Source organism: Mesorhizobium sp. LCM 4577, from assembly GCF_001854795.2.
GTDB lineage: Bacteria > Pseudomonadota > Alphaproteobacteria > Rhizobiales > Rhizobiaceae > Mesorhizobium > Mesorhizobium plurifarium.
In genome coordinates, this window is sequence record NZ_MDDU01000008.1 from 92,186 (window position 1) to 113,624 (window position 21,439).

General features: G+C 65.0%; 23 protein-coding genes. 13 read left to right on the plus strand and 10 right to left on the minus strand.

Going from position 1 to position 21,439, the window contains the following annotated elements; all coding sequences use genetic code 11:
- Positions 1 to 63: 63 nt before the first annotated feature.
- From LCM4577_RS12720 to LCM4577_RS12740, 5 genes are all read right to left on the minus strand, one after another.
- The gene (locus LCM4577_RS12720; RefSeq protein ID WP_040991527.1) at positions 64 to 480 is read right to left on the minus strand and encodes a hypothetical protein; all 417 of its coding nucleotides are present in this window, start codon (positions 478 to 480) and stop codon (positions 64 to 66) included.
- A gap of 10 nt (positions 481 to 490) precedes the next feature.
- The gene (locus LCM4577_RS12725) at positions 491 to 1,132 is read right to left on the minus strand and encodes a carbonic anhydrase (RefSeq protein ID WP_040991526.1); all 642 of its coding nucleotides are present in this window, start codon (positions 1,130 to 1,132) and stop codon (positions 491 to 493) included.
- A 149-nt stretch (positions 1,133 to 1,281) separates the two neighbouring features.
- Entirely contained in the window at positions 1,282 to 2,049 is a 768-nt protein-coding gene (locus tag LCM4577_RS12730) for a DUF429 domain-containing protein (RefSeq protein WP_071071480.1), read from the minus strand.
- Positions 2,046 to 2,930, minus strand: a complete 885-nt coding sequence (pdxY, locus tag LCM4577_RS12735) for a pyridoxal kinase PdxY (protein ID WP_040991522.1) — start codon at positions 2,928 to 2,930, stop codon at positions 2,046 to 2,048. Before pdxY ends, LCM4577_RS12730 begins: the two co-directional genes overlap by 4 nt.
- A 12-nt stretch (positions 2,931 to 2,942) precedes the next feature.
- Positions 2,943 to 3,194: a hypothetical protein gene (locus tag LCM4577_RS12740; protein ID WP_071071482.1), complete on the minus strand. Its 252-nt coding sequence runs from the start codon at positions 3,192 to 3,194 to the stop codon at positions 2,943 to 2,945.
- 152 nt (positions 3,195 to 3,346) lie between these two features.
- Here LCM4577_RS12740 and LCM4577_RS12745 point away from each other — a divergent pair, with 152 nt between their 5' ends.
- From LCM4577_RS12745 to ppa, 5 genes are all read left to right on the plus strand, one after another.
- A complete protein-coding gene (locus LCM4577_RS12745) occupies positions 3,347 to 3,994 on the plus strand; it encodes a LemA family protein (RefSeq protein ID WP_071071483.1) in 648 nt (215 codons plus the stop codon).
- A gap of 213 nt (positions 3,995 to 4,207) precedes the next feature.
- Complete coding sequence (locus tag LCM4577_RS12750; protein WP_071071563.1) at positions 4,208 to 5,011, plus strand: YgcG family protein; 804 nt, start codon at positions 4,208 to 4,210, stop codon at positions 5,009 to 5,011.
- A 6-nt stretch (positions 5,012 to 5,017) separates the two neighbouring features.
- Positions 5,018 to 5,656 carry a TPM domain-containing protein gene (locus tag LCM4577_RS12755; protein ID WP_071071484.1) on the plus strand — a complete coding sequence of 213 codons (639 nt, stop codon included), beginning with the start codon at positions 5,018 to 5,020 and terminating at the stop codon, positions 5,654 to 5,656.
- 102 nt (positions 5,657 to 5,758) lie between these two features.
- The gene (locus LCM4577_RS12760) at positions 5,759 to 6,268 is read left to right on the plus strand and encodes a GNAT family N-acetyltransferase (protein ID WP_071071485.1); all 510 of its coding nucleotides are present in this window, start codon (positions 5,759 to 5,761) and stop codon (positions 6,266 to 6,268) included.
- Between the two features lie 227 nt (positions 6,269 to 6,495).
- Positions 6,496 to 7,029 (plus strand): inorganic diphosphatase, encoded by a 534-nt coding sequence (gene ppa / locus LCM4577_RS12765; protein ID WP_040991510.1) that lies wholly within the window; start codon positions 6,496 to 6,498, stop codon positions 7,027 to 7,029.
- 10 nt (positions 7,030 to 7,039) lie between these two features.
- Here the strand turns inward: ppa and LCM4577_RS12770 are convergent, their stop codons facing one another.
- Genes LCM4577_RS12770 through LCM4577_RS12785 form a run of 4 tightly spaced genes read right to left on the minus strand, consistent with a single transcriptional unit; the run spans position 7,040 to position 11,491 of the window.
- On the minus strand, positions 7,040 to 7,987 hold the full coding sequence (locus LCM4577_RS12770) for an ABC transporter permease (RefSeq protein WP_071031045.1): 948 nt from the start codon (positions 7,985 to 7,987) through the stop codon (positions 7,040 to 7,042).
- Positions 7,988 to 7,990: 3 nt separating this feature from the next.
- Complete coding sequence (locus LCM4577_RS12775) at positions 7,991 to 8,968, minus strand: ABC transporter permease (protein ID WP_041011050.1); 978 nt, start codon at positions 8,966 to 8,968, stop codon at positions 7,991 to 7,993.
- 1 nt (position 8,969) lies between these two features.
- The gene (locus tag LCM4577_RS12780; RefSeq protein ID WP_071071486.1) at positions 8,970 to 10,433 is read right to left on the minus strand and encodes a sugar ABC transporter ATP-binding protein; all 1,464 of its coding nucleotides are present in this window, start codon (positions 10,431 to 10,433) and stop codon (positions 8,970 to 8,972) included.
- Between the two features lie 41 nt (positions 10,434 to 10,474).
- Positions 10,475 to 11,491: an ABC transporter substrate-binding protein gene (locus LCM4577_RS12785; RefSeq protein ID WP_071071488.1), complete on the minus strand. Its 1,017-nt coding sequence runs from the start codon at positions 11,489 to 11,491 to the stop codon at positions 10,475 to 10,477.
- Between the two features lie 194 nt (positions 11,492 to 11,685).
- On the opposite strand from LCM4577_RS12785, the gene LCM4577_RS12790 reads away from it, so the two are divergent.
- The 7 genes from LCM4577_RS12790 (at position 11,686) to LCM4577_RS12820 (ending at position 20,641) form a co-directional block, all read left to right on the plus strand.
- Complete coding sequence (locus tag LCM4577_RS12790) at positions 11,686 to 14,094, plus strand: glucan 1,4-alpha-glucosidase (protein ID WP_071071489.1); 2,409 nt, start codon at positions 11,686 to 11,688, stop codon at positions 14,092 to 14,094.
- 56 nt (positions 14,095 to 14,150) lie between these two features.
- Positions 14,151 to 15,164, plus strand: coding sequence for a phosphogluconate dehydrogenase (NAD(+)-dependent, decarboxylating) (gnd, locus tag LCM4577_RS12795; protein WP_071031037.1), 1,014 nt, complete (start codon positions 14,151 to 14,153; stop codon positions 15,162 to 15,164).
- 13 nt (positions 15,165 to 15,177) lie between these two features.
- Positions 15,178 to 16,554 carry a glucose-6-phosphate dehydrogenase gene (gene zwf / locus LCM4577_RS12800; RefSeq protein ID WP_071071491.1) on the plus strand — a complete coding sequence of 459 codons (1,377 nt, stop codon included), beginning with the start codon at positions 15,178 to 15,180 and terminating at the stop codon, positions 16,552 to 16,554.
- A 17-nt stretch (positions 16,555 to 16,571) separates the two neighbouring features.
- A complete protein-coding gene (locus LCM4577_RS12805) occupies positions 16,572 to 17,276 on the plus strand; it encodes an ROK family protein (RefSeq protein WP_040991494.1) in 705 nt (234 codons plus the stop codon).
- A 208-nt stretch (positions 17,277 to 17,484) separates the two neighbouring features.
- Positions 17,485 to 17,946: a MucR family transcriptional regulator gene (locus LCM4577_RS12810; protein WP_071031034.1), complete on the plus strand. Its 462-nt coding sequence runs from the start codon at positions 17,485 to 17,487 to the stop codon at positions 17,944 to 17,946.
- A 203-nt stretch (positions 17,947 to 18,149) separates the two neighbouring features.
- Positions 18,150 to 19,250 (plus strand): aminotransferase class I/II-fold pyridoxal phosphate-dependent enzyme, encoded by a 1,101-nt coding sequence (locus LCM4577_RS12815; protein ID WP_071031124.1) that lies wholly within the window; start codon positions 18,150 to 18,152, stop codon positions 19,248 to 19,250.
- Positions 19,251 to 19,402: 152 nt separating this feature from the next.
- Positions 19,403 to 20,641, plus strand: a complete 1,239-nt coding sequence (locus LCM4577_RS12820) for an MFS transporter (protein ID WP_071071493.1) — start codon at positions 19,403 to 19,405, stop codon at positions 20,639 to 20,641.
- A gap of 99 nt (positions 20,642 to 20,740) precedes the next feature.
- On the opposite strand, the gene LCM4577_RS12825 is transcribed toward LCM4577_RS12820, so the two are convergent.
- Positions 20,741 to 21,004: a hypothetical protein gene (locus LCM4577_RS12825; RefSeq protein WP_040991486.1), complete on the minus strand. Its 264-nt coding sequence runs from the start codon at positions 21,002 to 21,004 to the stop codon at positions 20,741 to 20,743.
- A 131-nt stretch (positions 21,005 to 21,135) separates the two neighbouring features.
- On the opposite strand from LCM4577_RS12825, the gene LCM4577_RS12830 reads away from it, so the two are divergent.
- Positions 21,136 to 21,402 (plus strand): hypothetical protein, encoded by a 267-nt coding sequence (locus tag LCM4577_RS12830; protein WP_131803272.1) that lies wholly within the window; start codon positions 21,136 to 21,138, stop codon positions 21,400 to 21,402.
- The last annotated feature ends 37 nt before the right edge of the window (positions 21,403 to 21,439 follow it).

The following is a 21,439-nucleotide window of genomic DNA, read 5'->3' on the forward strand; positions in this document are numbered from 1 at the left end:
GCAATCCCGGATGTAGGGCGATGCCACAGATCGCGCAACTCGGGTCGCCCCCCCGAATACGTTTCAGTAGCCGCTGCAGTCCTGTGCCACCGCCGTCTGGGTGCTGGCGACGATGCGGCCGCCGGCGACGGTGAAGGTCTCGCGCATCAGCGTGTCATTGCTGGGAAAATCATAGCAGGCGAGCACCGTGGTCCGGCCGTTCTCGCTCTTTTCGATGCGATGGCGGATCGCCGCGCCCGCGACCGCGCCCTGCCATTCGTCGATCGAGGCGATGAAATCCTCTTTGGACTGGACGACGCCGATGTCGTCGAGCTTCATGCGCACGTCGTCGGCAAGCAGGTCGGACAATTCGGTGCGGTCGGCGACCAGCAGCGCCGAGTACCAGCGGTCGATGATGGCGCCGTCGTCGGCGCTGGCGCGGGCGAGCGAAGACAGGAGCAGCCCCGCCGCAAGAAATATCCGCCACCAGCTCTGCCGCATCACGTCCCCCTTACAGCTCGGGCCGCTCGAAATCGCCGGTTTCCTTGTTCATCACCCACAGCTCCCCGGTCGAGATGTCGAACCACGCGCCGTAAAGCGAGAGCTTGCCCTTGCCCTCGAGGATCGAAACGCAGGGAAAGGTCCTGAGATTGGCGATTGAGTAGCGGACGGAAATACGCTCCAGCGCCGTCTGGCGCTCGGTTGTCGTCATCATCGTGCTTGAGGCGACCGTTTCGGCGGCCGGCGCGATCAGGCTCATCCATTTGCCGATGAAATCGCCGGGCGACAGCGGCGCCGAATTGGTGTCGAGCGCGGCGCGGATGCCACCGCAGCGGCCGTGGCCCATCACCACGATGTTCTTCACCTTCAAGCTCTGCACGGCGAATTCGAGCGCGGCCGAGGTCGAGTGATACTCGCCATCCGGCTCGTAGGGCGGCACCAGATTGGCGACATTGCGCAGCACGAAGAGCTCGCCGGGGCCGGCATCGAAGATCGCTTCCGGCGCCGAGCGCGAATCGCAGCAGGCGACGATCATCGTCTCGGGCGCCTGGCCGTCGCGCGCCAACGAGCGATAGCGGTCGCTTTCCGTCGGATAGCGGCCACTCATGAAGTTGCGGTAGCCGGCGAGGAGGTGCTCGGGGAGATGAGGCATGGGCGGCTAGAGCCTTTCCGGGGTTTGGAGGCGGCAGCTCGTTGCGATCGAAAAAGCCTCTAGCGGCAAATGCAGGTCGTGGGCAATGCCGAATTGCGGATGGCAGCGTCGCAATCGCATGCGGCCAAAAGCAGCGAGCCGATTTTGCCTCAAGCCCAGATGGCGACCGGGATGCCGAAACGGTCCACCAGTGGCGGATCGGGCGAAGGCCGCGCCTCGCCGCCGGCGATACGCCCGGCAACCAGCATCATCGCCGCCGCGTCGAGGAAATCGTCGTTCGCAGCACCCCGTGGCGGCGCCCGGTCGAGGAAGCGCTTCTCGTAGCCATGCCGGCAAAGCAGCGCCTTGCGCTCCTCCATGCCGGCCGGGTTGACCGCGCCCTTGATCTTCTTCGGCAGCGCCATCGCCGCGCCGCCGTTCAGCCGGCAGAACGCCACTTCCGGGTGCGATTCGAAGACACGGCCGCGCAAATCCGGCTTTGCGATCAGCAAAGCGTCGATCTCGCGGATTTTCGAAAAGATGCCGAAGGCCTGGATGGAAACACCGCGCGGCGGGTCGGAGGTCCTCATCGCCACCGCGCTTGCCCGCCGGTGCGCGRCATACCAGGCCTCGACGGTGGTGAAGTCGCTGGTGTCGGCATAAAGCGCAGCGCGCGAGGGGATGGCAAAGACGCTGGATTGCCTTGCCCCGAGCAGCGGCCGCACCAGCGCTTCCGGTCCGCGCCCGCCCTTGCCCGAAAAATCCGGCAGGYCGATCGGCATGTCGACGGCGATGGTGGCATCGGGCAGCGCGTCGAGCAGCGCCTGGAAGCTCGGAAAGACCGAGACCGATGGCGCGGCGTCCGCTTCGCGATGGACGGCGATCCAGCCGGCCTTGCAGCCGTCGACGCCGGCCAACGGATGGCCGGCCGGCTTCACGCCCGCTTGTCCCGCCCAGGATGGAGCAGATGGCGCAGCTGCACCATGGCCATCGGATGCGCCAGGCTCTGCGCGTCGGTTTCGAGCTGCAGCTCGTCGCCGCCGCGCTTGGCTGTGCGGGCGAGGATCTCGTAGACGGCCGCGGTCGTCGATTGCAGCGCCTTGACCGGCGCCTGGCCGGAGAGAACGCGCGCCAGATAGACGGCGGCCGTCAGGTCGCCAAGCCCGTTCGGCGGCTTCTCAATCACGCGGTGCTCGGCAAGCAACGCCTGGCTGCCGTCGAGCAGGAAATTGCCGGTGCCGCCCGCCATCATCGCCGGCGCCGAGGTCACCAGCATGGTCGAAGGCCCGGCATGAAGCGCGGCGGCGGTCACCGCCTTGATGTCGGGCAGCGGCGCGCCCGCCATCCATGCCAGCTCATAGCGGTTCGGCGTCGCGATATCCGCGATCGGCATCAATTTGTCGCGCATCGCGGCGGCCGTCGGCTCGGGCACGTAGAGCCCGCCGGAATCGCCCATCACCGGATCGCAGATGTAAAGCGCGTTCGGCGTCCTTTCCTTGACGGCGGCGACCAGCGAAGCGACCGCCTCGGCCTGGCCCGCCTCGCCGAGATAGCCCGACAGCACGGCCCGCACCTCGCCCAGCCAGGGCGCCCGCTCGAGATCGGCCATCAGCGCCTTGAACTGGTCGAGCGGCGGCACGATGCGGGTCGCGCGGCTGTGACCCGGATGCCAGGGCAGGATGACGGTCGGCACCGCCCAGACCGGGAAACCCAGCGTCTCCAGCGCGAACACCGCCGCGCGGTTGCCGACCGAGCCGCGGGCGACATGGCTGGAGATGACGATGACCGCGCGCGGCGCGTCGGTTTTTTCTGCATTCATGGAATCTGAATCCTAGCCGCCACGTGTGGCGGCATACACCAACCAGACCAATAGCCCAATGGCGATGACGAAGCCGAGCGTTCGGCCAATGCGGGTTCCCCAATATTCGATAGGATCGGCGCGGTTGGCGTCAGCCGCGGTTACACGGTCGCGCGCGTCCTTCGCCATGCGGGTTACGAACGACGCGCCGCCTGGCGACGTCTCCTGTTGCACGCGTTCGAGGATGCGGCGCGACTCGGCCTCGTCGTCCCGGCGCTCTGCCATGGCAATTGTCCTTTCCGGCCCGGACCTTAGCTTGTTCGCATTGCTATTCACAGTGGCTTCCGGTCGAGCCGGATTGACGCCATGCGCCGGACATTTTCTTACGCGTGGATTGTGGTAATGCTTCGCATGCAACTTCTGACGAGGGACCAATCATGATCACCGAGCGCCTCTCACCACCTTCCCGCTTCCGCAGCCTGCCCGCCTTCCTGATGATGGCTTTCGTGCTGCCGCTGCTTGCCGGCTGCGGCTACAACACCATTCCGACGGCCGAGGAGAATGCCCATGCGGCCTGGAGCGAGGTGCTCAACCAGTATCAGCGCCGTTCCGACCTGATTCCCAACCTGGTCGAGACGGTGAAGGGCTATGCCTCGCATGAAAAGGACACGCTCGACGCGGTGGTCGAGGCGCGCGCCAAGGCGACGCAGATCACGGTGACGCCGGACACGCTGAAGGATCCCGAAGCGCTGAAGAAGTTCCAGGATGCCCAGGCCGGGCTGACCAGCGCGCTGTCGCGGCTGATCGCCGTGTCGGAAGCCTACCCCGACCTCAAGGCGAACCAGAATTTCCTCGCGCTGCAGGCGCAGCTCGAAGGCACCGAGAACCGCATCGCGGTGGCGCGGCGCGACTACATCCAGGCGGTCAGGGACTATAATCTGACGCTGAAGACCTTCCCGTCCGTGCTGTGGGCGACCTTCTGGTTCCGCGGCAACCAGCCCTTCGCCAACTTCACCGTCGAGGAGGACAAGATGCAGGTGCCGAAGGTCRATTTCGGCACGAGCACGAACAAGCAGGGCGGGTGAGCGGCGATTTAATCGAGCCTGTCAGCTTTGCGTTCCTTCGCGCCCCCCTCTGGCCTGCCGGCCATCTCCCCCACAAGGGGGGAGATTGGACGTCACATTGGCTTTCGCCAATCTCCAACGTTTGAAAGGGAGAGCCGGCGGCCGAACCGCCAATCTCCCCCCTCGTGGGGGAGATGTCCGGCAGGACAGAGGGGGGCGCGACAGAACACCGGCATCGCCTTTCTTGGCCTGCTTTTTTGCCTCCTCCTCCCCATCGCCGCCCTCGCCGCCGACCTCCCCGCGCTGACCGGCCGCGTCGTCGACAATGCCGGCATCATCGATGCGGGCACGCGCGCGGCGCTGACCCAGAAGCTCGCCGATTTCGAGACAAAAGGCTCCGACCAAATCGTTGTCGCCACGATACCCAGCCTCGGCGGCGAGGAGATCGAGCCTTATGCCAACCGGCTGTTCCGCTTCTGGAAGCTCGGCCAGGCCAAGGAAAACAACGGCGTGCTGCTCTTGGTCGCGCCGAACGACCGCAAGATGCGCATCGAGGTCGGCTACGGATTGGAAGGCACGCTGACCGACCTGCACACCAAGCTGATCATCGAGAACGACATGGTGCCGGCCTTCCGCGCCGGCGACTTCTCCGGCGGCATCACCAAGGCCGTCGACGACATGATCATGGTGCTGGAAGGCAATCCGGAGGAGTTGGAGGCGCGCGGCAAACGCAACGAGYAGGCGCCGTTCAACTCCGACGACCTGTTCTTCGCCATCTTCATCACCATCTGGGCGCTGATCTTCTTCGGCGGCATCGCGATGACGATCCTGCCGCCGATCTTCGGCCAGAAGATCGGACCGGGCCGCTACCGCTGGCTGGGCATGACTTTCGATCAGAACCGGCGCTCTTCCTCGGGCGGATGGTCGTCCGGGGGCGGCGGCTGGTCGTCGGGTGGTGGAGGCTGGTCCTCGGGCGGTGGCGGTTTTTCCGGCGGCGGTGGCTCGTCGGGCGGCGGCGGCTCTTCGGGAAGCTGGTGAGGCACCATGGCAACGCGACCGATCAGCGCCGAGGACCATAACCGCATTGCCGAGGCGATCCGGACGGCCGAGCTGAAGACCGACGGCGAAATCTATTGCGTCGTTGCGAGAGCGAGCGACGGCTACTTCTTTCCGGCCGCCTTCACCGCCACGATCGGCCTGTTCATCGCCAGCCTCGCCGTCGCCTACGGGCTGGAAGGCTTGTGGCTGACCATCCGGCTCCCCCATTTCGTGCTGGCGCAGCTGCTGGCGTTGGCTTCGGTGTTCGCCCTGCTCTGGTTCCTGCCCACCTTGCGCATTCATTTCGTGCCGCGAAGGCTGYGCTATCAGGCGGCGCACGCCAATGCGATGAAGCAGTTCCTGGCCCGCAACGTCCACCGCACCAGCGCGCGCACCGGCGTGCTCATCTTCGTCTCCATCGCCGAGCGCTATGCCGAGGTCGTCGCCGACTCCGGCATCGATGCCAAGGTCGGCCAGCATGTCTGGGACGGCGTGGTGCGCGACCTGACGAAACATGCCGGCGACGACCGGTTGGCCCACGGTTTCGTGACGGCGATCGAATCGGTCGGCGCGGTGCTCGCCGAGCATTTCCCGGTCACCGAAGGCGACACCAACGAGCTCGACGATCATCTCGTCGAAATCTGACAAGGCGCCTTCTCCGTCGCCGCCTTTCGCCTGTGCGAAAGCGTCGAGGCGTGTTGGGGGACTCTTTGCAATCGGGCGAGGCGGGTTTATGGTTAACCAATCATGAACACGCTGACGATCGACATCCGGAAGGCAGAACCGCGCGACGCGAGCGCCATCGCCGAGGTGCATCAGCAGGCCTGGCGCGGCGCCTATTCGGGCATCATCCCGCAYCGCACGCTGACCTCGATGATCAACYGCCGCGGCGTCGACTGGTGGGCCAACGCGATTCGCCGCGCCGCCACCGTGCTGGTGATCGAGATCGGCGGAACGGTGGCCGGCTACGCCACGATCGGCAAGAACCGCGCCCGCGAGCTCCGCCAGCAGGGTGAGATCTACGAGCTTTATCTGCGTCCGGAATATCAGGGCATCGGGCTCGGCAGCCGGCTGTTCAAGGCGGCCAAGGCCCGTCTCGCCGACCACGGCCTGCGCGGTCTTGTGGTCTGGGCGCTGGAAGACAATCACAACGCCTTGGCCTTCTATGCCGGCAATGGCGGCCGCGATATCGCAGAAGGCGTCGAGGTCTTCGAGCAGAAGGCGCTGAAGAAAGTGGCTTTCGTCTGGAATGACTAACCTCGCCAAAAGCATGTCTCCCGAAAGTGGGAACCGGTTTAGGGGCAAAGACATGCGCAAAATTAAAAGCCTAAAGCGCAGGGAGCGAATCTGAAAGATCGCGACGCGCTTTAGGTTACAATCCATCACAAACTGTGCGCTTCCATTAGCGCTCAGTGCTATTCGCCGCATTGCACCATGACGCTTCGCCCGCTATCGGTCTTGCAATCGAGAGAGGGATTTTAGCCATGCGTATCGAAGCGATTGCCACCGGGAAGAACCCGCCTGAGGACGTTAACGTCATCATCGAGGTGCCGATCGGCGGCGAGCCGATCAAATACGAGATGGACAAGGAGGCCGGCACGCTGTTCGTCGACCGCTTCCTGCACACTTCCATGCGCTATCCCGGCAATTACGGCTTCGTGCCGCACACGCTGTCGGGCGACGGCGACCCTATCGACGTCCTGGTCTGCAACACGCGCGCGCTGGTGCCGGGCTGCGTCATCAATGTGCGGCCGATTGGCGTCCTGATCATGGAAGACAATGCCGGCCAGGACGAGAAGGTGATCGCCGTCCCCTCGCCCAAGCTGACGCTACGCTATGAGAACGTCACCGAATACACGCATCTGCCGGAGATCACCCGTCAGCAGGTGCAGCACTTCTTCGAGCACTACAAGGATCTCGAGCCCGGCAAATGGGTCAAGATCGAAGGCTGGCACGATTCCAAATACGCCAAGAAGATGATCGTCGACGCGATCGCGCGGGCCAAGGCGGCTAAGTAGGCGGAGGCCCCTACCGCACCGCCTTCTCGCCGCCGGCTGCCGTGATCACCCCGACGATGATCAGGCCGGTCAGCACCAGCCGCACGCCAGCGCTGACGCCGAAGGTGTTGAGCATGGTGAGCAACAGCACCAGGAACAGGCCGGCGCCCCAGACGCCGGGCACGTTGGCCTTGCCGCCGGCGACCGAGGTGCCGCCGATGACCACGACCGCGATCGAGGCGAGCAGATATTCGTTGCCGATATCGACATTGGCGCCGCGGAAATAGCCGGCAAGCAGCGCTCCGTCGATGCCGCCGAGCGCCCCGCACAGGGTGTAGGTGAGGAAGCGGATGCGGCCGACATGGACGCCGGCAAGCCAGGCGGCGCGGATGTTCTGGCCGATCGCCAGCACCGAGCGGCCATAGATCATGCGCTGCAGCGCAAGCGCCGCGCCGATGGTGAAGATCACCGTCAGCATCGCCAGCACGGGGATGCCCAGCACCTGCCAGTTGGTGAAGTCGGCGAAGCCCGGCGGCGGCTTGATCTGCAGGCCGCGGCCGTAGCTGATATCGACCGACTGGATGATGAAGCTCGCCGACAGCGTGGCGATGATCGGCGGGATGCGCAGCGCCCAGATCAAGAGATAGTTGACGGCGCCGATCGCCGCGCCGCAGGCGAGTGCTGCGAGCAGGCCGACGAGGATCATGGAATCGCTGCCGCCCATCACCTTCATGGCGACCGCGCTGGCGAGCCCGATATTGGCCGGCAGCGACAAATCGACATTGCCAGGCCCCAGCGTGATGACGAACATCTGGCCGATGCCGACGATGACCGTGAAGACAGCAAGCGAAAGCGCCGCCGTGACCATGCCGCCGGCGCCGTAACCGCCCGTGAAGGCAACGGTTGCCAGCCAGACGACGAGCGCACCGGCGAAAGACCAGATCCAGGGCTTTTCGAGCACCATACGCAGCGAGGCCATGGCTTATCGCTCCCTGCGGCTGATGAGCACGCGCGCCGCCAGCACGATGATCAGGATCGCGCCATTGGCGGCGACCTGCCAGTCGGGCGGGATGTGCATGAAGGTCAAGAGCGGCGAGGCGGCCAGAGCMAGCGTCAGCGCGCCGAGCACCGCGCCGATCGGCGACACGCGCCCGCCCACGAACTCGCCTCCGCCGAGGATGACGCCGGCGATCGACAAGAGCGTGTAGCCGTTACCGATATTGGCGTCGGCCGACGTGGTGATGCCGATCAGCGCCATGCCCGACAGAACGCCGAACAGGCCGGTCAGCGCGAACAGCACGATCTTGGTGCGAAGCAGCGACCAGCCGGCGCGCCTGAGCGCCGCGGCGTTGCCGCCGGAACCGCGCAGGATGACGCCGTAGGAGGTGCGCATCAGGCCGAAATGCACAACGGCGGCAATCAGCAACGCGGCAAGGATCGGGAACGGGATATAGGGCGGCTTGAAGGACATGATCGCCAGCAGCCAGTCCGGCGCCTTGCCGCCGGGCTTCGGCAGGACGAGGATGGCAAGCCCTTGCCAGACGAAGCTCATGCCGAGCGTCACCACGATGGACGGCAGGTTGCGCAGGTGGATCAGCGCGCCGAGCAGCGCGTAGACGCCGATCGAGCCGATGAGCACGAGAATGCCCAGCAGCGGCGCGTCCCTCAGCCAGGTCGCGGTGACGCAGCCGACGAAGCCGACGAAGGTGCCGATCGACAGGTCGAGCTCGTTGCCGGCGATGACGAACATCTGCGCGATCGTCGCCAGCGCGATCGGGATCGCCAGGTTGAGCATCAGGTTGAAGCCGAAATAGCTGATGGCGCGCGGGTTGAGCCAGGCGATCGCGATCAGCACCAGCGCCAGCGACAGCGCCGGCAAGAGACCGCGCAGCAGGCGCGCCCGGGCGGCGCTGCCGCGCGGCGAGGATTTCGGAAGCGTGCCGGGAGCGATCGCCGTCATGTCAGGCCGCATCACCGAACGAGGACTGGATGATCTTTTCCTCCGTCAGCTCGTCACGCCCAAGATTGGCGACGATGCGGCCGTTCTTGAAGACATAGACATGGTCGCAATTATCGAGCTCCTCGGTCTCGGTGGTGTACCAGAGGAAGGTTCGGCCCTTGGCGGCCTCCTCGCGCACGAGGTCGTAGACTTCCAGCTTGGTGCCGATGTCGACGCCGCGCATCGGATCGTCCATCAGCACGATCTCGGCGTCGGAGCCGAGCGCGCGGGCAAACAGCGCCTTCTGCTGATTGCCGCCCGACAGCGAATAGATGTTGTTGTTCATGTCCGGCGTGCGGATGCCGATCTTCTTCTTCCAGAATTCGGCAAGCTCGGCCTCACGCTGCGGCGAGATCAGCAGCCCGCTGCGCAGCCGGGCCAGCGAGCGGATGCCGATATTCTGCGCGATCGACCATTGCGAAAAGATGCCGTCCGACTGGCGGTCGCCGGCGACCAGCGCCACCGGCGCGGTGACCTCGACGCCGGCTTTGGCGCGGGAGGCGGCCGAGAAGATCGCCAGCAAAAGGTCGGTTTGGCCATGCCCGGCAAGGCCTGCGAGGCCTATGATCTCGCCGGCGCGGGCGACAAGCTCCTTGTCGTCCTGCTGCCTGGCCGGACGTGCGCGAACCCTGAGCGCGCCGGCCTCGATTTTCCGGGCTTCGGCGGCGGCCTTCTGATGTCCTTCGGCGCCGCCCATGGCCGCGACAAGCTTGTCGCGGTCGAAAGCGCTCGCGGCATCCGCCGCGACCACCTTGCCGTCGCGCATCACCACGATGCGATCGGCGTTCTGCAGCACCTCGCCCAGCACATGCGAGATCAGGATGCAGCTGCCGCCGGCCGCCACGAAGCGGCGCACGAAGGACAGCAACTGCCCCGCCGTGTGCGCGTCGAGCGAGGAGGTCGGCTCGTCGAGGATGACCAGATGCAGCGGCTCGCGGGTCAGCGTGAAGGCGCGCGCCACCTCGACCATCTGCCGCCTTCCGATCGAAAGGTCGCCGGCGATGTCGTCGGCCGAAATGCYGTGGTCCGGGAAGATCTCGTCGAGCTTGGCGCGGATGAGGTCGGCGGCCCTGCGCCGCCAGCCGATGCCGGCGAGCGAGGGATGGTTGATGCGGGTGTTCTCGGCGACGCTGAGATTGGGGCAGAGCGACAGCTCCTGGAACACGCAGCGTATGCCGAGCTCGAGCGCGCGCGCCACCGAATAGCTCGCCTCCTGATTGCCGCGCACCGCGATCTGCCCGCCATCCGGCCGCAGCGTGCCGGCCACCATATGCATGAGCGTCGACTTGCCGGCGCCGTTATGCCCGACCAACCCGACGCATTCGCCGGCGCCGACATGGAAGTCGACGCCGTTAAGCGCCCGAACGGCGCCGAAATGCTTTTCGGCGCCGTTGAGCCTGACGATATCCGCAATAGCCTGGAGCATCCTCAACTTTATCCGGTTGGCGATGCGGCTGGCAAATGCCGCTATTGCTTGATGTTGGCCTTGATGGCAGCGATGGCGTCTTCCTGCGTGTATTCGTGCGTGGCGACGCCGCCTTCCTTGATCTTCGGCAATGCGGCCTCAAAATCGTCCTGGGTGAAGGCGAGATACGGCACCAGCAGGTCGTGAGGTATGTCCTTGCGGCCATCGAGCACCTGCTGGGCCACCCAGAAGGCCAGCGTCGAGACGCCGGGCGCGATCGAGGCCGACCAAGTCTTGTAGCCGTCCTTCTCCTTCTGCTCCTTCCACCACTTCAGCTCGTCCTGCCGGTTGCCCATGATGATGGTCGGGCGCGGCTTGCCGGCGGCGGCGAAGGCTTGCGCGGCGCCATAGCCGTCGCCGCCCTGGTCGACGATGCCGACGATGTCCGGCAGCGATGGCAGGATGGTCGCAACAGCCTTCTGCGCCGTGGTCTGATCCCAATCGCCTGTCACCGAACCGACGATCTTGAACTCGGGATGGGCCGCGACGCCTTCGAGGATGCCGGCATGGATGGCATCGTCGATCGAGGTGCCGGCGAGACCGCGGATTTCCAGCAGATTGCCGCCCTTCGGCTGGAACTTGGCCATCTGCTCGACTTCCTGCTTGCCCATGTCCTTGAAGTCGACGACGACGCGATAGGCGCAGGGCTCGGTCACGGTGCCGTCGAAGGAGACGACGGTGATGCCGGCATCGCAGGCCTGCTTGATGGCGCCATTCAGCGCATCGGGCGAGGCGGCGTTGATGACGATGGCGTCATAGCCCTGCAGGATCAGGTTCTGCACCTGCGCGGCCTGGGTCGGCACTTCCTTGTCGGCCGTAGTGAAGACATCCGCCGCGGCGACGATCTTGTCGTCGACCGCTTTCTTGGTGACGATGCCGTAGCTGTCGAGCATCGCCTGGCGCCACGAATTGCCGGCATAATTGTTGGAAAAGGCGATCTTCTTGCCGCTGGTGTCGGCAAGTGCGGTGCCCGAGGCGAGCATCGCCGCGAATGCACCCAATACGAGCACTTTCTTCATGTCTTTCCTCCCGAGGTTGCTGGTCTTGACGGATGGTCGTAACGCGAATTGCCTGTTTTTTATCTATTGTCAGACAAATTTGGAGGAACTGCAAGCTATCAACTGCAAAGCCTGATGGGCCACCGATCAACTTGCGGTGCGGCGATTGAAAAGACGGCGACTCCTGGTCTAGGAACGCGGCAGGAGGCCAATGCATGGCAGTGACGCCGACCGTTGCCAAAGGCGCGCCCGGAATTCCCGCGCGCTGGACGTCGAGCGCCAAGAGCGGCGTCGGAACCGCCCTTTCGGCAAGAAGCCCGCTCTGGTTCACCACCAGCCACGGCATCCTGAACGAGATCTACTATCCGCGCCTCGACAGCGCCTGCACGCGCGACCTGGGGCTGATCGTCACCGGCCCCGGCGGTTATTTTTCCGAAGAGAAGCGCGATGCCGCCCACACCGTCGAGCCTTTCGAAGATGGGGTGCCTGGCTACAGGCTGACCAACACCGCCTCCGACGGCGCTTACCAGGTCGAGAAGCGTATCGTTACGGATTCGAAACGACCCGTGCTGCTGCAGGAAACCAGCTTCACCGCGCTCAAGGGCCAGGCGGCCGACTATCGCGTCTACGCGCTGCTTGCACCGCATCTCGTCAACGCCGGCATGGGCAACACGGCCTGGATCGGCGAGCACAAGGGGCAGCGCCTTCTCTTCGCCACCGGACGCGGCGTCTCGCTGGCGCTTGCCTCCTCCTTGCCCTGGGGCGCCTGTTCGGCAGGCTATGTCGGCGTCTCCGACGGCTGGCAGCAACTGCGCGACAGCGGCGCGCTCGATCCTTCCTGTCACACAGCCGAAAACGGCAATGTCGCGCTCACCGGCGAGATCGGCTTTTCGGCCGGCAAGACGGTTGCTCTGCTGGCGCTCGGCTTTGGCGCTTCGCCGGAGGAAGCCGCCGATCTTGCGCTGGCAAGCCTGAAACAGGGCTTCGAGCCGGCCGCGAAAACCTATGTCGAGAACTGGCGGAAATTCCAGGCAGGGTTGGAAAAACTCGACCGCCGCGCCGGCTCCGGTCTGAACACCTACCGCGCCAGCACGGCGGTGCTGGCAACGCATCTGTCGATCGCCAGGCCCGGCGCCGCGGTCGCCAGCCTGTCGATCCCCTGGGGTTTCAACAAGGGCGACGACGACCTCGGCGGCTATCACCTCGTCTGGCCGCGCGACCTGGTCGAGACGGCGGGCGGCTTCCTCGCCGCCGGCGATGGCAGGCAGGCGCTGCAGATCCTCGCCTATCTGCGCTCGATCCAACAGCCGGACGGCCACTGGCCGCAGAACTGCTGGTCCGACGGCACGGCCTATTGGCCCGGTATCCAGATGGACGAATGCGCCTTTCCGCTGCTGCTTGCCGATGCTCTGCGCCGCGCCGGCCATCTGCCCAAGTCGAAGCTCGCCGACTTCCTGGCCATGATCGAGAACGCGGCCGCCTATGTCGTGCGCAACGGCCCCGTGACCGGCGAGGACCGCTGGGAAGAAGATGCCGGCTACAGCCCGTTCACGCTGGCCGTGGAGATCGCGGGGCTGCTTGCCGCGGCCGACATGCTCGACGCCTGCGGCAAGAATGAGCCGGCAAACTATCTGCGTGAGATCGCCGATTGCTGGAACGACCAGGTGGAGCGCTGGGCCTATGTCACCGGCACCGAGCTCTGCGCCCGGGCGGGAATCGAAGGCTATTATGTCCGCATAGCCCCGCCCGACGATGGCGGCGCGGCCTCGCCGAAGGACGGCTTCGTGCCGATCAAGAACCGGCCGCCGGGCGACAGCGACAGGCCGGCGGAAGCGATCATCAGCCCGGACGCCCTGGCGCTGGTCCGCTTCGGCCTCAGAGCCGCGGACGACCCGCGCATCCTGAACACGGTCAAGGCGATCGACGCCGAGCTGCGCTGCGACCTGCCGCAGGGGCCGCTCTGGTATCGCTACAGTGGCGACGGCTATGGCGAGCACGAGGACGGCGCGCCTTTCGACGGCACCGGCCAGGGGCGGCCGTGGCCACTGCTTGCCGGCGAGCGCGCCCATTACGAGCTGGCCGCCGGCCGCAAGGACAGGTCGGCACAGCTGCTTGAGACGTTCGAACGCTCGGCCGGCGTGGGCGGCCTTCTGCCCGAGCAGGTCTGGGACCGCCCCGACATGCCGGACCGCGAATTGCGGCTGGGCGCCCCTTCCGGCAGCGCCATGCCGCTGGTCTGGGCGCATGCCGAGCACATCAAGCTGTTGCGCTCGCTCCGCGACGGCGCCGTCTTCGACCTGCCGCCGCAGGGCGTCGAACGCTACATCCGGGACAAGACGGTCTCGCCGTTACGGATCTGGCGCTTCAACAACAAGATTCGCTCCATTCCAGCCGGCAAGACGCTGCGCGTCGAATTGTCGGCGCCCGGCGTCGTCCATTGGAGCAGCGACAAGTGGCTGACCGTGCAGGACAGCAGGACGGTCGAGAATGCGTTCGGCATCCATCTGGTGGATTTGCCCGTTGACCGCCTGCGGCCGGGAACCACCATCGTCTTCACTTTTTTCTGGCCCGAAGCGATGCGTTGGGAGAATGTCGACTTCAGCGTCGGCATCGATGCGTCATAAATCGACGCAACAGGGCCAATAGATTTCTTCTTTCCTCAAGCAATCGGGATGAAACCATGCAGATCGGAATGATGGGACTAGGCAGGATGGGCGCCAACATGGTGCGGCGCCTGATGCGCGACGGCCATGAATGCGTCGTCTACGACATCAATTCGGCAAGCGTCGCCGGCATGGTCAAGGATGGCGCCATCGGTGCGGCCTCGCTGGAGGAGTTCGTCGGCAAGCTCGCCAAGCCGCGCTGCGCCTGGCTGATGCTGCCGGCCGCGATCACCGGCAGGATCGTCGACCAGGTCGCGGCGCTGATGGAGCCGGGCGACATCATCATCGACGGCGGCAATTCCTATTACCACGACGCCGTCGACCAGGCGGCCAAGCTGGCGGTGAAAGGCATCAACTTCGTCGACGTCGGCACCAGCGGCGGCGTCTGGGGGCTGGAGCGCGGCTATTGCCTGATGATCGGCGGGCCCGATGACGCCGTGAAACATCTCGATTCGGTCTTCGCCACGCTGGCGCCGGGCGCCGATGCGGGCGCCAATCCGCCCAAGGATGCCGGCACGGCGCCCTTCGGCTATCTCCATTGCGGCCCGAGCGGCGCCGGCCACTTCGTCAAGATGGTGCATAACGGCATCGAATACGGCGTCATGGCCGCCTATGCCGAAGGCATGAACATCCTCAAATCGGCCAATGCCGGCAAAAGGCAGCGCACCGCCGACGCCGAGACCAGCCCGCTTGAGAGCCCGCAATACTACCAGTTCGACATCGACCTGCCGCAGGTCGCCGAGGTCTGGCGGCATGGCAGCGTCATCGGCTCCTGGCTGCTCGATCTCACCGCCGGCGCGCTGAAGAGCGATCCGACGCTTGCCCAGTACGGCGGCCGCGTCTCCGATTCCGGCGAGGGCCGCTGGACGCTGAAGGCGGCGATCGACACCGGCGTTCCGGCGCCCGTGCTGTCCTCGGCGCTGTTCGACCGCTTCTCCTCGCAGGGCGAATCGCAATTCGCCGACAAGCTTCTGTCCGCCATGCGCTATGCCTTCGGCGGCCATGTCGAAAAGCCGAAGACCGGCGCGTGAGGGGAGAGTCCGCATGAGCCAGGAGAGGTCCGACACGCTGGTGCTTTTCGGAGCGACCGGCGACCTTGCGCATAAGAAGATTTTCCCGGCGCTCTACCACATGGTCGCCAAGGGGACGCTGAGCGAGCCGGTGATCGGCGTCGCCTTCGAGCCTTGGGAACTCCCCAAGCTGGTGGACCGCGCCCGCGACGGCATCGTCAATGCGCTGGGCGCGGTCGACGACAAGGTCTTTTCCAAGCTCGCCTCGCTGCTGCGCTATGTCAGCGGCGACTACCGTGACCCGGCGACCTTCGAGAAGCTGAAGACGGCGCTGGGTTCCGCGCAGCGGCCGCTGCACTACATGGCGGTGCCGCCGACCATGTTCGAAACGGTCGTGCAGGGCCTGGAGCAGTCCGGCACCGCGCGCGGCGCGCGGCTGATGGTGGAAAAGCCCTTCGGCCACGATCTGCAGTCGGCGCGCTGGCTGAACCGGGTGCTGCATCTGGTCTTCGACGAGCAGTCGATCTTCCGCATCGACCATTATCTCGGTAAGGAAGCGATCCAGAACCTGCTCTATTTCCGTTTCGCCAACGCCTTCCTCGAGCCGATCTGGAACCGCAACTTCGTCGAAAGCGTGCAGATCACCATGGCCGAGGATTTCGGCGTCGAGGGGCGCGGCAAATTCTATGACGATGTCGGCTGCATCCGCGACGTCATCGAGAACCACCTGCTCAACATCCTGCTGCTTCTGGCCATGGAGCCGCCGGTCGGCCGCTCGGCCGACGACCTGATCGACGAGAAGGTGCAGGTGCTGCGCGCCATCCGCACGCTCAACAAGGACGATGTCGTGCGCGGCCAGTTCGACGGCTATCTGGCCGAGCCGGGCGTGCGGCCAAACTCGCCGGTCGAGACTTTCGCCGCGGTGCGCTTCTTCGTCGACACCTGGCGCTGGCAGGACGTGCCCTTCTTCATCCGTGCCGGCAAGAACATGCCGGTGCACGCCACCGAGGTGATCGTCCGGCTGAAGCGGCCGCCGCTCGACGTCTTCGATCCGATCAAGCCGTCCGACGCCAATTATGTCCGCTTCCGCATCGATCCTCAGGTGGCGATCTCGATCGGCGCCCAGCGCAAGAGAGCCGGCGACGACATGGTCGGCGAGCAGGTGGAGCTGACCGCGCTCGACGACTCCAAGGGCGACATGCCGCCCTATGAGCGGCTGATCGGCGACGCCATGAACGGCAACGGCCAGCTCTTCACGCGCCAGGATGCGGCCGAGCTTGCCTGGCGCATCGTCGGGCCGGTGCTCGGCGACACCACGGCGCCGGCAATCTATGCGCCCAAGACCTGGGGGCCGGCCGATGCCATGCACGGCTTCGGCCCGCCCGACGGCTGGATCAATCCGACCAAGTAATTTCCGGGGAGGACAAAATGGCCAAGGCAGCAAAGAAAGCCGCGGCGAGCGGCGATCCGATCGTGCTCACCATCGACGTCGGCGGCTCGCATGTGAAGATCCTCACCAGCGTGGGTGGCGAGATGCGCCGCACCCCCTCGGGGCCAAGCCTGACCCCGGACCAGGTCGTCGCTTCGGTCAAGAAACTGGCCGAGGGGCTGGACTATGACGTCATCTCGATGGGCTATCCCGGCCCCGTGCAGGACAACAAGCCCTCGCTCGATCCCTTCAATCTCGGCAAGGGCTGGAACGGCTATGATTTCACCGCCGCCTTCGGCATGCCGGTGAAGCTCGTCAACGACGCGCTGATGCAGGCGATCGGCAGCTATGACGGCGGCCGCATGCTGTTCCTCGGCCTCGGCACAGGCCTGGGCGCCGCCATGATCATCAAGAATGTCGGCCAGCCCATGGAGCTTGCCCATCTGCCCTACAAGAAGGGAGCGACTTTCGAGGATTATGTCGGCGAGCGCGGCCTTGTGAAACACGGGAAGAAGAAATGGCGCAAATACGTTTTCGACGTGGTCGGCAGGCTTCGCGCCGCCTTGCAGCCGGACTATGTCGTGATCGGCGGCGGCAATGTCGACAAGCTCGATGAATTGCCTGAAAAATCCCGGCGCGGCGACAACACTCGCGCTTTCGAGGGTGGATTTCGTCTATGGCGCGACAAGGCGCTGGTCGTCTGATATTGTTACATTTCAGTATAATTGTTCAAAACAGCGTGTATTGACGCGACAAAACGTTGCGCCACGCAGATTTGCCGACTAGGAATTCGCCGGCCTGCGGCCCCTGCGGCTTTTCAGAATTCGCCAACAACGCTCGCAGCGCCTTGATATTGTACACCGCGACAACCGGATCGGTTTCGCGGCCTTGCGGCAGAAATGGAGGGATTACGTGAACGAGGACACCAGCACAGCCAAGGAAGTCGACCTGCTCGAACTCACCGCTCACATCGTATCGGCCTATGTCGCGAAGAACCGCCTGCCCGCTTCGGACCTGGGCGGACTGATCGCCAGCGTCGCCTCCTCGATCGGCGGGATCAGCCAGCCGGCGGAGCCCGCGGCGCCCCCGCCGGTCCCCGCCGTCAATCCCAGGCGCTCGGTGACGCCGGACTACATCATCTGCCTCGAGGACGGGAAGAAGTTCAAATCGCTGAAGCGCCATATCGGCGTGCATTTCGGCCTGACGCCCGAAGCTTACCGCACCAAATGGGGCTTGCCCGTCGACTACCCGATGGTCGCTCCCAACTATGCGGCCTCGCGCTCGCAGCTCGCCAAGTCGATCGGCCTCGGACGCAAGGCGGAACCGGAGCCGGCGAAGCCCGCCAAGGGCCGGAAGGCCAAGGCGCCCGCCTGAAATAACGCGCCTGCACCAATGGTTTAAGCAAGCCTGCCGAGGAATCCGCCTTGGCAGGCTTCGTGCTTTTGTGGCTTGGATAAGGCGAGCAATTCCAGGAAAAGTGCAAAAACGGTTTTCCGTCCGGAATTGCGTAAAAACAAGAAATGGAGCGATTTACCGTTTCCGCGAGACGGCGAGGCGCTCCAATGGGGGAGCCGGCCATGAACTACGCCAGGATGGTGATCGAGAAGGAAGCGCCGGAGGAATACGGCTACGACCGCATCCGCTACAACCTCTCCGAAAGCTCGATCGCCGACCAGAAGCTCTCCGACATCGGTCTGACGCTTCCGGACCTCACCCTGTTCTATGGCGAGCATCGCGGCGACAGGGAGTTGCGCGCGCTGATCGCCGGGCAAGACAGAGGCCTTTCCCCGGACGATGTGCTGGTGACGGCGGGTGCCGCAGGCGCGTTGTTCATCATCGCCACGTCGCTGCTGTCGGCCAACGACCATCTCGTCGTCGTGCGGCCGAATTACGCCACCAACATCGAGACGCCGAAGGCGATCGGCTGCGCCATCTCCTATGTCGATGTCGACTTCGACCAGGGCTTTGCCGTCGACATCGAGCGCGTGAAGGCAGAGATCCGTCCGAACACCAGGCTGATCAGCGTAACCTGCCCGCACAACCCGACCGGCACGATGATGGCACGCGCCGATCTCGATGCGCTGGTCGCGCTTGCCGAGAGCCGCAAATGCCGGCTGCTGGTCGACGAGACCTATCGCGACCTTTCCTTTGGGACACGATTGCCCGCGGCGGCGTCGCTCAGCCCCAGCGCCATCAGCGTCTGCTCGCTGTCCAAGGCCTTCGGCATTCCGGGCATCCGCATCGGCTGGCTGGTGACCCGGGATCCGGAACTGCAGGAAACCTTCCTCGCCGCCAAGGAGCAGATCGGCATCTGCGGCAGCGTCATCGACGAGGCGATCGCCCGCGCCACGCTCGAACGCCGTGACGCCTTCCTGGCCTCGCTGCTGCCGGACATGGCCAGGCGCCGCGACATCGTGCAAGCCTGGATCGACGGCGAGACACTGGTCGACTGGGTGCGGCCGCAGGGTGGCGTCGTCGGCTTTCCGCGGCTCAACGTCGATGCCGGCTTCGACCTCGACAAATTCTACGCGAGGCTGCTGGAGCAGCACGGCACCTATGTCGGTCCCGGCCACTGGTTCGAGATGCCGAAACGCTTCTTCCGCCTTGGTTTCGGCTGGCCGACGGAAACGGAATTGCGCGGCGGGCTCGACGCCATATCCGCCGCGTTGCGGGACTGAGCCGCCATCCGGGCAAAAAATTCGATTTTCTTTGATCCGGCGCGGATTTTTTGCGCGCATGGCTTGGCGAACTGGGCTAAAGGATTGCGGCCGGACCAGCGCCCACCGTGGAAGTGCCCCGCCGGCCGTTGTCGCAACGGGGCCCTCGAACCATGACCGTCGAAGCAACGTCACCAGACCAGCGCTACGCCGCGTTCCGGCACCGACCGTATCTCAGCTACTGGACGGCGCGCTTCCTCACGACGTTCGCCACCCAGATCGTGTCGGTCGCCGTCGGCTGGCAGATCTACGATCTGACGCGCAATCCTTTCGACCTCGGGATTGTCGGCATCGTCCAGTTCCTGCCTTCGCTGCTCCTGGTGCTGGTCACCGGCGTCGTCGCCGACCGTTTTGGCCGCCGCCTGATCATGACTTTGTCGTCGCTCGTCGAGGCCGGCTGCGCGCTCGCTCTCCTGGTGTTGACGCTGCGCGGCCCTGGCAGCCCGCTGCCAATCTTCGTCGTGCTCGCCATATTCGGTATCGCCCGCGCCTTCTACGGACCGGCATCGTCCTCGCTGGTCGCCAATCTGGTGCCGCAGGAGGATTTCGCCAACGCCATCGCCTGGAACTCCTCGGCTTGGCAGACCGCGACCATCGTCGGCCCGGTCGCCGGCGGCCTGCTCTACGGCGTTTCGGCTGAAGTCGCCTATGCCACCGCCGCCATACTGATGCTGGTCGCGGCGCTGCTCGTCTTCACCATCCCCAAGCCCGCCCAGCAGACGGCCACCGACAAGCCGACGATGCAGACGCTGTTTGCCGGCTTCGGCTATATCTGGGGCGAGAAGATCGTGCTCGGCGCGATCTCGCTCGACCTCTTCGCCGTGCTCCTGTCCGGCGCCTCGGCGCTGCTGCCGGTCTATGCGCGCGACATCCTCGAGCTTGGCCCCTGGGGTCTCGGCCTGCTGCGCTCGGCACCGGGCATCGGCGCCATCTGCGTCGCCGTCTGGCTAGCCGGCCACCCGATCCGCGACCACGCCGGCAAGATCATGCTGGGCTTCGTCGCCCTGTTCGGCGCCTTCACCGTGCTGTTCGGCGTCTCGACCGTCACCTGGCTGTCGATCGCGGCGCTCGCGCTGCTCGGCGCCACCGACATGTTCAGCGTCTATATCCGCGAGACGCTGATCCAGCTCTGGACGCCCGACGAGGTGCGCGGCCGCGTCAACGCCGTCAACCAGGTCTTCGTCGGCGCCTCCAACGAGGTCGGCGAATTCCGCGCCGGCACCATGGCGGCGCTGATCGGCACGGTTCCCGCCGTGGTGATCGGCGGCATCGGCGCCGTCGCCGTCGCCGGCCTGTGGGCATATCTGTTCCCCGCGCTGCGGCAGGTCCGGCATCTCAACAGCCGCAATTGACTGGCGGATCAGGCCGACGGCACGCATCGGCCCATAGAGACATGGAATTGCAGTTGAGCTGCGACGGCACGAGCGCGGAAGCGCAGGTCGGGAGCCGATCTACTCCGAAAAGCTCACGCTGATGCCGCGCTGCCGAAAATAGGCCTGCATCAACTTGCGGCCGGCGCGGTTGTTCTGCGCCAACTTGGCCGGATCGAACACCGCCTGTTTCTTCCCCTCCCGTGCCAGCGCTGCCTTGAGCGTCGCGATATGCGCATCGAGGTCGGCATTGTCCGCTCGGAGTGAGGCATAGATATTTTCGGTCGCCTCGGCCACGGTCAGTTCGTTCACGTGTGTCGTCCTTCGCTTGATCGGGCGGCGCATAACACAGATTCGTGGCCGCGCCGATACCATCCATTTTTGTTCCTCGCGTTTCGAGGGGATGGCTTCTATTTTGGACAGGGCCCGATGCTGATGTAGCGAGGCGGGCTCTCACCTGACAGGAGGGTTACGTTGTGAAAATACGCACGACAACGCACAATCATCCCGGAGAACCAGGCGTCATTCTGCTGGATCAGCCATTGGCGAACATGATCGTGGCGACCGACATTCGCGATGGCGCAACGACGCTGTTCGGAACCGTCGATCTCCAGGTGAACTATTCCGGCAAGTACGACATCAGAGTTGAACTGTCGCCGGACGAACTCACCCGCACCTACCAGCTGCTCGTCAAAAATCTTCTCGGGAAAATCCAGGAGCTCACTGCCGAACCAGCGGCTTGAAACCCTTTAACCCGGGATTTCAGATAAGCACCTGATA